Below are 14,569 nucleotides of genomic sequence, written 5' to 3' on the forward strand. Positions count from 1 at the left end.
ATGACATCGCCTGTCAGGGTTTTGCCGGAGCCAGAACGGCCAACGCGCCGGGATGGAGCTCGAAGGTCGTTTTCTGATCGAGGTCGCAAAGCTCTCCGTCCATGGCGCATTTGAACCGCTTGTTCGGCGATGTCAGATCGAGTGTCACGCGTGTGGCGCGGTGGATTTCCACCTGTGCATTCTTCTTCCAGCGCCCGATCCCCATGTTCAAAACCATGAGAATAAGGTCGCGGCGGCGCTTTGCCCTCGTGACATAAATGCCGAGTTCCCCGCCGTCTGGCTTTCCGGCAAAGGGCAGGCGCTGGCCTTCGGCGAAGAGGTTGTTGGTGACGGCAAGGCTCGAGGTGGTGGTCAGCATCTGCGCTTCGCCCATGTGAAGGCGCACCTTCAAGGATGGCGGGCGGATGAGCGTGGCGAAAGCCGCACGCACCGAGGCCATCATCTTTCCGATGCGCGAGCGAAACGTCATACGCTCGCGGATACGAATGAGCTTGGGGTGCATGCCGATGGAAAACTGATGCACGAAATAGCGCTCGTTGGCGCGGGCGATATCCACCTGTCGTATTCGGCCCGTCGCAAGCGAGGCAATCGCGTCTTGCAGTTCCAGCGGGATTTCAAGGCTGCGCGCGAACAGATTCATCGTGCCTGCGGGCAGAACGGCGAGGGCCTTATCGGTGTGGGCGACGAGGCTCGCCGCCAGCGATATCGTGCCATCGCCGCCGCCGGCCAGCAGTATCTCCGTTTTCCGATCGGCAGCGACTTCACGCATCAACGAGACCAAGTCGTCGCCACCGGTCAGTTTGACCTCGACGGTGTGGCCAGCGGCGCGAAAAACCCGTTCGATGTCGCGCGCAAGCGCCTCCACATCAAGGCTGCGCAAGGTTCCGCCGTTCCGGTTCAGTACCGCCACCACATGCATGAACGTTGTCCTCGCACCAATCCGTTGCAGTCCGCGCAAAAGAAGGGAGTGGCCAAAAGGTTCCCACTCATGGAGCATCTAATTCTCGGGAAATGTCGGAACCACTCGCGCCAAGACGCGTTCTATGGATGCAAACAGCCGCGCACCGACCTCCCTGGCAAGTTTGGTTCAGTGCGCGGCCTGTACAGAAACACTGCACATGGAGAGCTTATCATGATCCGCAACCTTTTGGCGACCACCGCGATCGCTACGCTTGTGGCCACCGGTGCGGTCGCGCAGACAAGCACCCCGCCCACAACCGGTGCTCCTGCCGCCGCTCCTGTCGAACAGCCCATGACCGTTCGGGCCGAAGGTCATCTCGCCTCCGAGCTTATCGGAAAGTCCGTCTATAACGGCACTGGCGATGACGCCCAGAACATCGGCAAGGTGACCGATCTTGTCCTTGACGATGCAGGCGATGTCAAAGCCATCGTCGTCGGCGTTGGCGGCTTCCTTGGTATTGGCCAGAAGGAAGTGGCGCTTGAGTACGATCTAGCCGAATGGGCCGAGAAGGACGGTGATCGCTGGCTGGTTATAGAAACCACGGCAGACGCGCTGAAGGCTCAGGAGGAATTCGACCGTTCGGCCTATCGCCCGATGCCTGCCGATGCCGATGTGAAGGAAACCAAGCCGGCGACAAAGGATGATCTGGCGAAGGCGCCGGTCGAGACTGACGATAGCGACGATAGCACTGCCATGGCCCCGGCTTCGGATGCCGGCAGCGGCACCAGCGGTGGCATGGCTGCGGCTCCGGCTCCGGAGGCGGACAGCGCTTCTGACGCAGGCCAGACCACTGCCGAGGCAGACAAGACCGACAAGCCGGCCGGCGAGATGTCCGCTCAGGCTCCCGCCAGCGATGAGGCCATGACCGACGACACCAAGACCTCGGCCATCGACAGCTCGGAGCTGGAAAAGATGCCTGTCGAGCAGATCCGCACCGAGGACCTGACCGGCACGGCCGTCTACGGCGCCAATGAGGAGCGTATCGGCGAGATCGGCGACATCATCCTGTCGCAGGACGGTAAGGTGGATGCTGTGCTGGTCGATGTCGGTGGCTTCCTGGGTCTCGGCGAGAAGGAAGTGGCCATTGGTATGGACAATCTTGCCTTCATGACCGACGGCAACGGTTCGCTTTATCTCTACACCGACTTCTCCAAGGAAGCGCTGGAGAGCCAGCCGGCCTATGACGAAGGCACCTATGCCGAGAAGCGCGACGAAATGCGGATGCAGGTTCAGTAACGCGCGTACCGCATCGTCGCCAAGAAGCCCCGTATCCCCCGATGCGGGGCTTCTTATTGTCTACAAAAGCTGAACAATGCGTATTGCCCGTCCACCCTGTCATTACCGGGCAAACCGTCCCATCTTCCGTGCTAAGTTCCAATCGTCCTTGCGGACGCTGCTACGAGAAAGGGGCGCGACATGCTCACTCAGATCGAAGGCATTCATCACATCACCTCGCTGGCGCGGGACGCCCAGGCAACGGACCGTTTCGTCACTGAGACGCTGGGTCTCAGGCGGGTCAAGAAGACCGTGAATTTCGACGCGCCGGATGTTTATCATCTCTATTATGCAAACGGCACGGGCGAGCCTGGAACGGTGCTTACCTATTTTCCGTTTGCGCATATCGGCGCTGGACGGCGTGGTTCCGGCGAAGTGGGGACGACCGTTTTTTCGGTGCCTCAAGGCGCGCTTGGCTTCTGGGAAAAGCGTTTCCGGGCTCTGGGCGTTGTTGGGCTTTCCCACGAGGTTCGTTTCGGCGAGGACCGGCTTCTGTTTTCTGGAGCGGATGGTGACGGGTTTGCCCTGGTCGAGACGACCGGCGATCAGCGTGCGCCCTGGGCTGGAGCGGATATCGACGCGGAGGTCGCCTTGCGGGGCTTTCACTCCGCATCGCTGGTGCTTGCCGACAGGGGCGGCACGCAGGCGCTTCTCGAACTGATGGGCTACAGGCCCGAAGGCGAGGAAGGCCGGGTGCTGCGCATGGTGCGCGAAGGCGCCAATGGCGCTGGCATCATCGATCTTGAAACGCAGCCGGATGCTCCGGTTGCCCGGCAGGGCGCCGGGTCGGTCCACCATATCGCATTTGCCGTGGCGGACGATGCCGCGCAGCTGACCGTGCGCAAGGTACTCGTGGACAATGGTTTCCAGATCACGCCGGTGATCGACCGGGATTATTTCCACTCGGTCTATTTCCGTGCGCCGGGCGGTGTTCTTTTCGAGATCGCGACCAATCAGCCGGGATTTGCCCGAGATGAGGACCCGGAGCATCTGGGTGAAGCTTTGAAACTGCCGCGGCAGCATGCGTCTTTGCGCGAGACGCTGGAACGCAGCCTGCCGAAGATCGGAGATTGAGGATCATGGCAAACGATGCCTATGCCTATCACCTTAATTCGGCGGGTCCGGGCAAGCCGCTGCTGGTCCTTTTCCATGGGACGGGCGGTAATGAAGAGCAGCTCCTTTCCCTCGGCGCGAAACTCGCGCCGGGGGCGGGTCTCCTGGCGCCGCGAGGCGATGTCAGCGAGCATGGAGCGGCGCGTTTCTTCCGCCGGACGGGCGAGGGCGTCTACGACATGGTGGATCTCAACCGTGCGACGGGCAAGATGCGGGCCTTCATCGCGGCGCATGTGGAGAGGGAACAGCCGAGCGCGGTCATCGGTCTTGGCTATTCCAATGGAGCGAACATTCTGGCTTCGGTTATCTTTTCGGCGCCGGCATTGTTTGACGCGGCAGTGTTGATGCACCCGCTCATTCCGTTTCGTCCCGTCTGGGGCGGGGCCACCGTCGATACGAAACTGCTTGTCACGGCGGGCCGTCACGATCCCATCTGTCCGCAACCCCTGACCAGCCGGCTGCTCAGCTATCTGGAGGATGCGGGTGCGGACCTGCGGGCGGAATGGCATGACGGCGGACATGAGCTGCGGCCGAATGAAATCAACGCGGCGGCGGATTTTCTGGCGCCGCTTCTCGATAACGGAAAGGACAATTCATGAGCGACACCAAAGCCATCACTATCGAAGACAACGGCAGCAAGGGGCGCTATGTCTATCGCGCCGACGGTCATGAAGCGGAGATGACCTTCTCGCGCGTCGGCACAAGCCAGATCATCATCGATCATACGGGCGTTCCCGATGCCTTTCGAGGACAGGGCGTTGGTGTGGCGCTGGTCACGAGGGCCGTCGAGGATGCGCGTGCGAGCGGAATAAAGATCCGGCCCTTATGCCCTTTCGCAGCGGCACAGTTCCGCCGGCATCCTGAATGGCACGATGTTCTGGTAGACCGCTGATCGAAGGATGATGTTTTGGCCGCCGCCAGTGTCCCGCTCCCCCAAACCGGAAGTCGGGACACTGGCGGCGGTCATCTCCCCCTGGAAATGCGCTGCAAGGCTGCTGTCAAGCTGCCTCGCGCAATTCCTCCTGCGCCTTCTCGATGAAGGCCCTGTGAAGCGCCTTGACCGCTTTCTGGCGATCTTCGCTGTGGACGAGAAACTGAACATCGACACCGCGTCCTGTCTCCTGGGCGGAGATCGGAACGATGCCCTGTTCGTCAAGGGCCTTCAGGCCGCGGAGCATCACGTTGAGGCCGGTCAGGTCGCGACCGATCACCGACACCATGCCGGCACGGCGGGTGGTGATGCGGGCGGCGGGATAGCGCGCAGCAAGGTCGCGCTCCACACGACGCACAGTCTTCAGCGTCGATTCCAGATGATGCACGATGGTGTTGGCGTTGGACGTCTTGGAAACGATGCGCACCCGGTGGCGGGTCAAGACATCGAGGATTGCGGCGTCGTAGCCCTTCACGCCCACCATGTCCTGCTCGAACAGTTCGAGCGTGGTGACCGGCAGGCCGGTGACCATCTCGACACCCGGTTGAGAAGCGGGTTCGGCATCGATGAGCGTGCCAGGGTCTTCCGGCTCGAAGGCGTTTGCGACACGGAGCGGCACGCCGGCCTGGCGCAGCTTCTTGGCTGCCTTGGGATGGATCGCTTCCATGCCCATGTTGGATAGCTGGTCGGCGACATCGTAGTTGGTGCGGCCGATCTTGCGCACATTCTCGGTCCCAACCTGGCGCGGGTCCGCACTGGAAAGGTGGAATTCCTTGTGAATGATCGCCTCGCGCGCGCCGGTCAGCGCGGCGATCGTGGCGAAGGTCACTTCGGAATAGCCGCGATCGAATTCACGCATCAATCCTTCCCTGCACTGGGAATAGCCCGTGACGATCGGAAGTTCGCGTTCGAGGTCGATTTCGCCGAACGCGCGCTCAATGCGTTCGTTGAGTGTCGGCTGGGTCTCATCGCGCCAGCCGGTCAGGTCGACGAAGCGGGCATTCACCCCATGCCGGCGCATCAGAAGCGCAAGGTTGCTCGCCGAATGCGCTTCACCCAGTGCGGAGAGCAGTTCGCGGATGGTCTGCATATGCTCGCCGAGCTGGAAATGACCGTAGGAGCACAGGCGTTGCAGGTCGATAAGGCATCCGCGCGCGCCTTCGATGCGTTCGCGCACGAAGTCGTCGGCCGCGTGGCGGTCGCCCGCATCGTCGAACATATCGTGGTTTATTGTGCGCATGGCGCGGTTGACGCCGCTCAGGGCCTCGAGCCAACCATGTTCGTTGTCCGCCTGAGCAAATAGAGCATAGACACCCGGCTCTCCGGATTTCTTGTGTTCCAGAAGCTTGTCGGTAATGCCGCCAAAGGCCGAAACCACGAAGACGCGCTCATAGAGCTCGGCTTCTGCGCGTTTGCCGATCAGGATCGTGTCGATCAGCTCGCGGGCGCGGCTCATGGACGTGCCACCGATCTTCTCGACCGTGTGATGACCCCGCTTTTGCTGTTCGCTTCTGCCGTCGGTGCTGGAGGTCTTCAGGGGTTCTTGTTCAGTCATGCTCATCTGTCTTTGCGCCTGCTCTTGTGGCCGGCCGCGCAGGCGCGGCCAGCCGGTGTAACGCCGTCTCAGGCAAGCTCGCCGGTGGCGATCTCTATCGCTTTCGGTTCGCTGCGATCGGCAAGGAAATCGGGCCGTGCCTTGCGCGCGCCGAAGGGAGCTTCCAGCCGGTTGGACAGGGCGTTGAACACAAAGAACGCATTCGAACGTGCAAATGGTGTGATGTTGCCGTTCGAGCCGTGCATCGTGTTGCAATCGAAAAAGACCAGCGTGCCGGCCTTGCCGGTTGCCGGCGTGATGCCGTGCGTGGCCGCTAGCTTCGTCAACGCCTCATGGGAAGGGACGCCCACTTCCTGCTTCTTGAGCGAGGATTTGTGGTTGTCGTCGGGCGTTTCGCCCGCACAGGCGATGAAATGCTTGTGGGAGCCCGGCATCAGCATCAACGGGCCGTTGAGGGCGTCGTTGTCGGTCAGGAGCAAGGATGCAGAGACTGCACGCATACGCGGCATGCCGTCTTCCGCGTGCCAGGTCTCGAAATCCGAATGCCAGTAAAACTCCTTGCCGGTGAAGCCCGGCTTGTAGTTCAGGCGGGACTGGTGGACGTAGACGTCGTCTCCGAGCAGGAAGCTGGCAATGCCGGCGACGCGGCGGTCGCGCGCGAGGCGATTGAACAGCGAACTCTGTTCCGGCAGCTTGAAGATGGTGCGGACTTCATCGGAACCCGGCTCGGTGACGACGCTTCCTTCCATCAGATCGCGTTCGCCGCCGCGCAGGGAGGACGATTCTGCCTTGAGCGCCTCAACTTCTTCCTCGGAAAAGACATCCTTGAGGATGAGGAAGCCGTCACGGTCGAACTGATCTGCCTGCTGCGCGGTCAGGGGCGCATCGGGGCGCCATTGGCTCCATACGGCCTTGTCCTGGCGCGGCAACCAGCGTTCTTCCGGCAGCCTGCTTGGATAGGGATCCTGACTTCGGTCACGCTCCTTTGACATCGCTGTCATGGTTCGTTCTCCTTGTTCTAAGGGTAAAGGCCGGGTCCGGAGACCCGCGCCGGGATGCATTGGATCGGCTCATCGCTTTATCGCTGTTGTTCCGATCTCTGTTTTCCGCATTCATTGATGCGGAGGTCAGGTGACTTCACCTGACTGCTGGATGCTCTAGGCATCCTCGAGCGCATAAGAGCCATCGGCGCGGTGCACTTCATTGCCGGTAACGGGCGGGTTGAAGGTGCAGGCCATGATCATGGGTTTGCCGGCATCGGAGCGCAGGATGTGCTTGTCGTGCTTATCGAGCGCATACATGATGCCGGGCCTGATTTCATGGACTTCGCCGGTGGCGCAATCCTCGATGGAGCCGGTGCCATCGACGCAATAGACGCACTCCAGATGGTTCTTGTAGTGCATGTGCAGCTCGGCACCGGCATGGATGGTGGTGATATGGAACGAAAAACCCATATCATCGGATTTCAGCAACAGGCGCACGCTGTCCCAGCCTTCGGAAAAGACGTGGCGCTCGGTGTTTTTGGCGTCGTTCAGGTCTCGTACGATCATGTTTCCTACTCCGCTGCGATCTTTCCGCTCTGATTCAGCTCGGCCACGGCTGCTTCCAGAATGTCGAGGCCACGGGCAAAGGTCTGCTGCTCGATGGTCAGCGGGCAGAGAACCTTGACCACCTCGTCATGGGCGCCCGAGGTTTCGATGATCAGCCCGTCGCGAAACGCGCGCTTGCAAATCTCCGAAGCTGTTTCGCCCGAGCCGACATCAACGCCCATCATCATGCCGCGACCCTTGACCCTGCTGCCGGGCAGGAGCGCGGCGATCTTGTTCAGGCGCTTTTCCAGATAGGCGCTGCGCTCTGCGACCTCGCTGCGAAACGCATCGTCGGCCCAGAATTTTTCCAGTGCCACGCGCGCCGTGACGAAGGCGTGGTTGTTGCCGCGGAAGGTGCCGTTGTGCTCGGCCGGGCCAAACTGGTCGTATTCCGGCTTGACCAGAACCGTCGCGAAAGGAAGGCCGAAGCCGGAAAGCGATTTGGCCATGGTGATCAGGTCGGGCGTGATCCCCATCTCCTCGAAGGAGAAGAAGCCGCCGGTGCGGCCGCAACCGGCCTGGATATCATCGATGATGAGCAGGGCTCCGTGCGCGCGGGCGATCTCGGCCACGCGGCGGACCCATTCGCGGGAAGCCGCGTTCAGGCCGCCTTCGCCCTGCACCGTTTCCAGGATAATGGCCGCTGGCTTCTCCACGCCGCTGGACGGCTCGGCAAGCATACGGTTCAGAAGGTCGGCGGTGTCGATGTCGCCGCCCATGGAGTTATGGTAGGGCACGTGCGTCACGTGATCGAGCGGGACGCCGGCACCGCCGCGATGATAGCCATTGCCGGTGGCAGCGAGCGCACCGAGCGTCACGCCGTGAAAGCCGTTGGTGAAGGCGATGACCTTCTGGCGGCCCGTGACCTTGCGGGCGATCTTAAGGGCAGCCTCGACGGCGTTGGCTCCGGTCGGACCGGTGAACAGCACACGATGATCCATGCCCCGCGGACGCAGGATCAGGCGCTCGAAGGCTTCCAGGAAGCCAGCCTTCGCATCCGTGTGCAGGTCGAGCCCGTGGGTGATGCCATCACGGGAAATGTGCTCCATCAGCGCGGCCTTCATGTCAGGATCGTTGTGGCCGTAATTGAGCGTCGAGCAGCCGGCGAGAAAGTCGATATATTCCTTGCCTGACGCATCGGTGAGCGTTGCACCTTCGGCCTTGGTGAAGACGGTCGGGAAGCTGCGGCAATAGCTGCGCGCTTCGGACTCGCGTCGTGCAAAAATCTGTTTGTCGTCCGTCGTAACGGTCGTCATGGTTCTTCCTTCAGGTTGTTGCGGTCTTCAGGTTCGGGTCGTGTCAGGCGTGGCTGCCGCCGCTGGGCGTGCCGTCTCGCGCGAAGCGCGCCAGGCATCGCCCGTCTCCGCTTGTGCCGTATCGGCGAAATCGATGGTAACCATGTGCTCTGTCTCGTGCTTGCCATCGAAATGCGCATCGCTGCGGAAATGGGGCTCGTGAGACAGCGCACCGCCGCGTGAGCGCGCGAACGAGGAAAACAGTCCCCAGCTCGCCTTGTTGTCGGCTGTGATCGTCGTCTTCAGGCGCGCGACATTCGCGCAGGCATCGCGCTCCAGAAGTTCGGCGAGAAGCTTCTTGCCAAGGCCCGTGCCCTGAGCGTCGCGATGGACGGCAACCTGCCAGACGAAGAGGGTGTCCGGCTCATCGGGCACGAGATAGGCGGAAATCCAACCGATCAAAGCACCATCTTCAGTGCGTTCCGCCGCGACGCAGGTGTCGCTGAAATGATCGCACTGAAGCAGATTGCAGTAGAGGGAGTTTTCGTCGAGCGGTTTGCATGCGCCGATCAGGCGCCACACCTGTGCGCCGTCTTGCGCGCTCGGCGGACGCAGGACGAAATCATGCGTCTGCTCGCGCGCGAGCTTTATGTCATTGGTGGCCATTGGTCTCCTCGATTAGCGCGTCGAATATTATGATGATCGAATGATATTTCAACCTCTAAAGGGCTATGCGGTTCCAAATCTCTCATAAGCCATTGAATTACAATGGAGTTGTTATGCCATTTTATTCGCTAATCAAAATATCTATCCTCTGATATGGCTGGAGGATTAGGCGGCTTGGTTTGCTGCCTTTGTCACGAAGCGGAGATCGGCGGGATGGAAGACCGCACTCAGACGAGCCTGATCGCGTTGCGGCGTATCTTGCGGGCGACAGAGTTGAACGCGCGCACACTGGCGCGCGCGACAGGGCTCACGACCCCGCAGCTCATCGTTCTGGAAATCGTGGCGGCGGCGGGACGCGCTACCCCGAAGGATATTTCAGGCAAGGCAGGCGTCGGCCAGGCAACCGCGACAGCGCTGGTAGACAAACTGGAGGCGCGAGGTCTGGTGACACGCACGCGCAGTGACCTCGACAAGCGGGTGGTGTGGGTCGCGCCGACCGAAGAGGGGCGTGAGCTCTTGAAAACCGCGCCGGACCCGCTTCAGAAAACCTTCTCGGCGCAGTTCGAGAAACTGCCGGACTGGGAGCAGGCGATGATCGTGGCCGCGCTCGAGCGGGTAGGGGCGATGCTCAATGCCGGTGCGCTCGATGCCGCGCCGCTGCTGGATGTGGGGGCAGTGGACCGGAAGTAGGTCCGTCAATCCTCAAGCGCTGTTTCCAGTGTGGCCTCGACCACCTCGACGAAGCTGATTTCTTCCAGGGTCAAGCGGTTGTGTGGGCTTGTGATCAGGTAGTTGTTCACGACCGGCAAGTGCTCATAGGGCGGCAGGGGCCACAGGCGGCCAGCATTCACATAAAGCGTGCCCATTGAAACGTTGAGCGGGCCGAATCCAATGCCGGCTTCGATCAGGCGCAACACCTCCTCGTCGCTTGCGGAGCTGGCGATGCGATTGTCGCGGAAGCGGTTGCCGAGGCCAATGCGGGCGACCGCATCCAGGCCGGCTTCCAGATGGTCGCTTTCGTATGAGATGTAGTTGTGCTCGTCGAGATCATCGAGCGTCAGATTCTCACGGCCAAACAAGGGGTGACGCCTGCCGCAATAGAACCCCATATTGCCGCTGCTGAGATGGTGGCAGGACAGGCCCGATTGCGGCTTGTTGAGGATGCAGAAGCCAATGGTGGCCCTGCCATGGCGCACATTGTCGATGATGATACCGGAGGGGGCGGATTCGATCTCCAGCTTCACCTGCGGCTGGCGCTCATGAAAGACTTCCAATGCGTTGTTCAGCACGGGGCAATCGAGATGATTGGCGATCTGGATGCGCACCATGCCGTTGAGCCGCGAGGCATCGCCGGCGAGATCCGAAATGCGTTCGACCCCGCGCAACACCCTGAGCGCTTCTTCATGAAATAGCCTGCCATAGTCGGTCAGTTCGAACGTACCGCGTGTGCGATGGATCAGGCGATGGCCGAGCGAGGTTTCGAGCCGGTTGAGCGCGTTGGAAACACTGGGCTGCGTGCGCAGAAGACGTTGCGAGGCAGCGGTTATACCGCCGGCCTCGAGAATGACCTGGAAAATGAAGATCAGGTTCCAGTCAAATTCCCGCAAAAACCGCTCATTGCGCATGAAGAAGCCTCTTTCGTTGGCATCGGCCGGTTCCAAGGTGCCGGCTGACGTCCTACTGAAAGACGCTTGTCGGCAAAACGTCAACGCACGGTGTTCAGTTGCGGGGTCTTGCCGAAGCGCTCCATGGCGAACGGCGCGGGATCGGCAAAAGGGGCTTCTCCCGTCATCATCTCTGCCAGAAGCCGTCCCGTGACCGGCCCAAGGGTCAGGCCGTGATGCGCATGGCCGAACGCCACCCACAGCCCCTCATGCAAAGGCGCCCGGCCGATAACCGGTTTCATGTCCGGCATGGCCGAGCGCAATCCGAGCCATGGGGTGTCTTCCACGGGCTGGCCGAGGGGGAAAAGCTCTCGCGCCCTGCGTTCCACGCGCTGGAGCTGGATTCTGTTGGGCGGGGCATCCGGTGCGTCGAGCTCGACGCCGGTCGTAAGGCGGATGCCCTGTTCCATCGGCGCCAATACATATCCCACTTCCTCATCGAGGATCGCATGGGAGAGGCCGGCATTTCCTTCAGGGCGAAAATGCATGTGATACCCACGCTTGATGCCGAGCGGGACGCGGTATCCCAAGGGTTCGAGCAAACGAACGGAATGGGGCCCGAGGGCGATTACCAGACGAGCGGCTTCGTGGATCCCGCTATCCGTGCTTACCTGCCATCCCGTCCGTGTCTTGCGGATGCCGGCGATGGCGCCGCGCAGAAACGACCCCCCCTTTTTTTCAAAGAGATCGGCATAGCCCTTCGTAAGGGCGCCCGGATCGCTGACAGTATAGGGGTCGGTCCAGTGGATCGCGCCTACGGCTCGTTCTGTCAGAGCAGGTTCGGCAGCTGAAAGCGCTGTGCGGTCGAGCACCTTCCAGGAAAGATCGAATTCGGCGAGCGCGGATGCTCGGGCTTCGGCCGCTTCCTGCGCGGCTATGGAGCGAAATACCTCGATCCAGCCATTCCTGCGGATGAGGTGCTCAAGGCCGGCCTCAGCGATAAGCCGGTCATGTTCGCCGAGACACGCCTCGATGAGAGGTAGGATTTCATGGGCGCTGCGCATCAGCCGGTCATGGCGGGAGGCATGCCAGTAGCGCAGCACCCAGCCGGCCACGCGTGGCAGGTGCCAGGGGGCATAGCGCACGGCCGCCGAGCGGTTGGATGCATAGGCAAGCAATGTGGGAAGGTGGCGCGGAATGGCGTAGGGGATGACGCTCGCCCGCTCGATCAATCCCGCATTCCCATAGCTCGCTTCCTCGCCGGGTTCGTTGCGATCGATCAGCGCGACGGACTGGCCGCGCTCGCGCAGATGCAAGGCAACGCAGACGCCGACAATGCCGGCTCCAAGGACGAGCGTTTCAGTGGTCATTTCATTCTCTTCGCATGTTGGCGGCGCCGTTCCGCACCCGGATCGATGCGGGGCGGCTTTATTTCGTACGAGCCAGGAAAGCGCGGAAGCGCTCCGACTTTTGCTCGTGGAACAGATCGGACGACGCGCCCTCCTCCTCGACCCGGCCGTGATGCATGAAGACGGTGCGGTTCGAGACATCACGGGCAAATCCCATTTCATGGGTGACCACGATCATCGTGCGCCCTTCCTCCGCAAGCTGCCGAATGAGCGCGAGAACTTCACCGACCAGTTCCGGGTCGAGGGCGGAGGTAGGCTCGTCGAAAAGCATCACGTCCGGTTCCATGGCCAGGGCGCGGGCGATGGCGGTCCGTTGTTGCTGGCCACCTGAAAGCTGGGCGGGATAATGATCGAAACGGCCTTCCAGCCCCACGCGGGCAAGGAGCGCTTCGGCGCGATCGCGCACGGTTGCCCGCTCTTGCCCCAGAACCCGCAACGGGCCTTCCATGACGTTCTGCAGAACGGTCATGTGTGACCACAGATTGAACTGCTGGAACACCATGCCGAGGTGCCGGCGCACCGTTTTCATCTGGCGGGGGTCGACGCGTCCGTCGCGGATGTCGACAACCTGATCGTGGACTTCCAGATGCCCGCGGTCGGGGATTTCGAGCATGTTGATACAGCGCAGGAACGTGCTCTTGCCCGAGCCGCTCGAACCGAGGATCGCGATCACATCGCCCTGGCTGGCGCTCAGGGAAACGTCTTTCAAAACCTCTACGGAGCCGAAGGTCTTGGCGATGTTGCGTGCTACGAGGACAGGCCGGTCCTCATTCCGGGGGGAGAGGGATAGCGTCATGGCTGGCCTCCGGTGGTGACGGGATTAGAGGTCGGAACGGGGCGCCTGAACTGAGGCGCGCTCCACCATTCGAGAAGGCGCCACAGGCGCACGACCGCGAAGGAAATGACGAGGTAGAGAATGGCGGCCTGAAGATAGATGCCGAAGTCGAAGGTGCGCGCGAAAATGAGGCGCGCCTGTCCCATCAGGTCGAGCAGCGTCACCACGGAGGCTATGGCCGATCCCTTGATCATGAGGATCAATTCATTGCCGAGCGCGGGCATCGCGATGCGATAGGCATGAGGGCAGATGATCCGCCGTAATTGCAGGCCGAAGGACATGGAGATGGCCTTGGCGGCCTCGACCTCGCCTGCCGGTACGGCGCGAATGCCCCCGCGCAGGATTTCGGCCTGATAGGCGGCTGTGTTGAGCGTGAAGGTCAGCAGCGCGCAGAAATAGGGTTCGCGCAGAAAGGTCCACAGCCCGAGCGCCTGAAGCTGCGGACGAAACTGGCCGGCGCCGTAGTAAACGAGGAAGAGCTGCGCCAGCATCGGCGTTCCGCGCAGAAACGAAATCAGCACGCGGACGATACCGCTGGCGAGCTTGTTGCCATAGATGCGCAGAAGCGCGAGCGGCAGTGCCAGCAGCGCGCCGATGAAGAAGGCGCCGATTGCCAGTTGCAGGGTGAGGCCCGCGCCTTTCAGAAGTAAAGGCCAGTTTTCGAGGGTGAAGGTCATTTCACGAACCTCACGCCGCGATTGCTGCGATGTTCGAGCCAGCCGAGAACGGTTTCGGAAAGTATGCAGAGGCCCCAGTAGAGCACGCAGACCGCGCCATAGATCAGGAAGGGCTGTTTGGAGACGTTGGAAGCCACGAAGCCCTGGCGCATCACGTCGTTCAGGGCGATCACCGAGACAAGGGCCGTGTCCTTGATCAGGTTGATCCAGAGATTGCCGAGCCCGGGCAGAGCAAGCCGCATGAGCTGCGGAAACTTGATGCGATGAAACACCTGCCAGTCGGACATGCCGATGGCGAATGCGGCTTCGATCTGGCCGGGTGGCAAGGCCATGAAGGCACCGCGAAAAACCTCGGCCGCATAAGCGCCGAAGACAAGGGCCAGGGCAACCGCGCCAGTGAGGAACGGTGACAGATCGACGGCCACATGGTCATGGGCAAGGGCGCTCAACACCGTGTTGAGGAACATGCCGAGCCCATTGTATAGGATGAACAATGTCAGCAGTTCGGGCAGGCCGCGAAAGACGGTCACATATGCCGCAGCCAGTCCGCGCGCCATGCGCGAAGGCGACAGCGCCAGGCTTGCAAAGCAGAGGCCAAGCACGAGGCCGAAGGGCAATGTCGTGAGGGCGAGCGAAACCGTTATCCAGAGGCCGGACAACAGTTCGTCTCCCCAACCCGTGGCGGACGGGGCGAGAATGGAAATATCCATGGAAGGGGT

General features: G+C 61.5%; 16 protein-coding genes. 5 read left to right on the plus strand and 11 right to left on the minus strand.

Annotated features, from left to right (window positions below; genetic code table 11):
* Window positions 1-13 precede the first annotated feature (13 nt).
* A complete protein-coding gene (locus NA8A_RS12960; protein ID WP_009450762.1) occupies window positions 14-919 on the minus strand; it encodes a diacylglycerol/lipid kinase family protein in 906 nt (301 codons plus the stop codon).
* 213 nt (window positions 920-1,132) lie between these two features.
* Between NA8A_RS12960 and NA8A_RS12965 the strand changes: the two genes are divergently transcribed.
* From NA8A_RS12965 to NA8A_RS12980, 4 genes are all read left to right on the plus strand, one after another.
* On the plus strand, window positions 1,133-2,197 hold the full coding sequence (locus tag NA8A_RS12965) for a PRC-barrel domain-containing protein (RefSeq protein WP_009450763.1): 1,065 nt from the start codon (window positions 1,133-1,135) through the stop codon (window positions 2,195-2,197).
* Window positions 2,198-2,377: 180 nt separating this feature from the next.
* A complete protein-coding gene (locus NA8A_RS12970; RefSeq protein WP_009450764.1) occupies window positions 2,378-3,310 on the plus strand; it encodes a VOC family protein in 933 nt (310 codons plus the stop codon).
* A 5-nt stretch (window positions 3,311-3,315) separates the two neighbouring features.
* Window positions 3,316-3,948 carry an alpha/beta hydrolase gene (locus NA8A_RS12975; protein ID WP_009450765.1) on the plus strand — a complete coding sequence of 211 codons (633 nt, stop codon included), beginning with the start codon at window positions 3,316-3,318 and terminating at the stop codon, window positions 3,946-3,948.
* Window positions 3,945-4,241, plus strand: coding sequence for a GNAT family N-acetyltransferase (locus tag NA8A_RS12980; RefSeq protein WP_009450766.1), 297 nt, complete (start codon window positions 3,945-3,947; stop codon window positions 4,239-4,241). The genes NA8A_RS12975 and NA8A_RS12980 overlap by 4 nt, the downstream gene beginning before the upstream one ends.
* 106 nt (window positions 4,242-4,347) lie before the next feature.
* Here NA8A_RS12980 and NA8A_RS12985 read toward each other — a convergent pair whose 3' ends face one another.
* The 5 genes from NA8A_RS12985 to ectA form a co-directional block, all read right to left on the minus strand.
* A complete protein-coding gene (locus tag NA8A_RS12985; protein ID WP_143087983.1) occupies window positions 4,348-5,835 on the minus strand; it encodes an aspartate kinase in 1,488 nt (495 codons plus the stop codon).
* 68 nt (window positions 5,836-5,903) lie between these two features.
* Window positions 5,904-6,836 (minus strand): ectoine hydroxylase, encoded by a 933-nt coding sequence (gene thpD / locus NA8A_RS12990; RefSeq protein WP_009450768.1) that lies wholly within the window; start codon window positions 6,834-6,836, stop codon window positions 5,904-5,906.
* Window positions 6,837-6,992: 156 nt separating this feature from the next.
* Complete coding sequence (locus tag NA8A_RS12995) at window positions 6,993-7,385, minus strand: ectoine synthase (protein ID WP_009450769.1); 393 nt, start codon at window positions 7,383-7,385, stop codon at window positions 6,993-6,995.
* A 5-nt stretch (window positions 7,386-7,390) separates the two neighbouring features.
* Window positions 7,391-8,680 carry a diaminobutyrate--2-oxoglutarate transaminase gene (gene ectB, locus NA8A_RS13000; protein WP_009450770.1) on the minus strand — a complete coding sequence of 430 codons (1,290 nt, stop codon included), beginning with the start codon at window positions 8,678-8,680 and terminating at the stop codon, window positions 7,391-7,393.
* Between the two features lie 27 nt (window positions 8,681-8,707).
* Window positions 8,708-9,325, minus strand: coding sequence for a diaminobutyrate acetyltransferase (ectA, locus tag NA8A_RS13005; RefSeq protein ID WP_009450771.1), 618 nt, complete (start codon window positions 9,323-9,325; stop codon window positions 8,708-8,710).
* A 213-nt stretch (window positions 9,326-9,538) separates the two neighbouring features.
* On the opposite strand from ectA, the gene NA8A_RS13010 reads away from it, so the two are divergent.
* Complete coding sequence (locus NA8A_RS13010) at window positions 9,539-10,015, plus strand: MarR family winged helix-turn-helix transcriptional regulator (protein WP_009450772.1); 477 nt, start codon at window positions 9,539-9,541, stop codon at window positions 10,013-10,015.
* 5 nt (window positions 10,016-10,020) lie between these two features.
* Here the strand turns inward: NA8A_RS13010 and NA8A_RS13015 are convergent, their stop codons facing one another.
* From NA8A_RS13015 to NA8A_RS13035, 5 genes are all read right to left on the minus strand, one after another.
* A complete protein-coding gene (locus NA8A_RS13015; protein ID WP_143087982.1) occupies window positions 10,021-10,950 on the minus strand; it encodes a LysR family transcriptional regulator in 930 nt (309 codons plus the stop codon).
* A gap of 80 nt (window positions 10,951-11,030) precedes the next feature.
* On the minus strand, window positions 11,031-12,299 hold the full coding sequence (locus tag NA8A_RS13020; RefSeq protein WP_009450774.1) for an NAD(P)/FAD-dependent oxidoreductase: 1,269 nt from the start codon (window positions 12,297-12,299) through the stop codon (window positions 11,031-11,033).
* Window positions 12,300-12,357: 58 nt separating this feature from the next.
* Window positions 12,358-13,134 carry an ABC transporter ATP-binding protein gene (locus tag NA8A_RS13025; protein WP_009450775.1) on the minus strand — a complete coding sequence of 259 codons (777 nt, stop codon included), beginning with the start codon at window positions 13,132-13,134 and terminating at the stop codon, window positions 12,358-12,360.
* Window positions 13,131-13,850, minus strand: a complete 720-nt coding sequence (locus NA8A_RS13030; RefSeq protein ID WP_009450776.1) for an ABC transporter permease — start codon at window positions 13,848-13,850, stop codon at window positions 13,131-13,133. Before NA8A_RS13030 ends, NA8A_RS13025 begins: the two co-directional genes overlap by 4 nt.
* Window positions 13,847-14,560, minus strand: coding sequence for an ABC transporter permease (locus NA8A_RS13035; protein WP_009450777.1), 714 nt, complete (start codon window positions 14,558-14,560; stop codon window positions 13,847-13,849). Before NA8A_RS13035 ends, NA8A_RS13030 begins: the two co-directional genes overlap by 4 nt.
* Window positions 14,561-14,569 lie beyond the last annotated feature (9 nt).

This window comes from Nitratireductor indicus C115 (assembly GCF_000300515.1).
GTDB classification, from domain to species: Bacteria; Pseudomonadota; Alphaproteobacteria; order Rhizobiales; family Rhizobiaceae; genus Nitratireductor; species Nitratireductor indicus.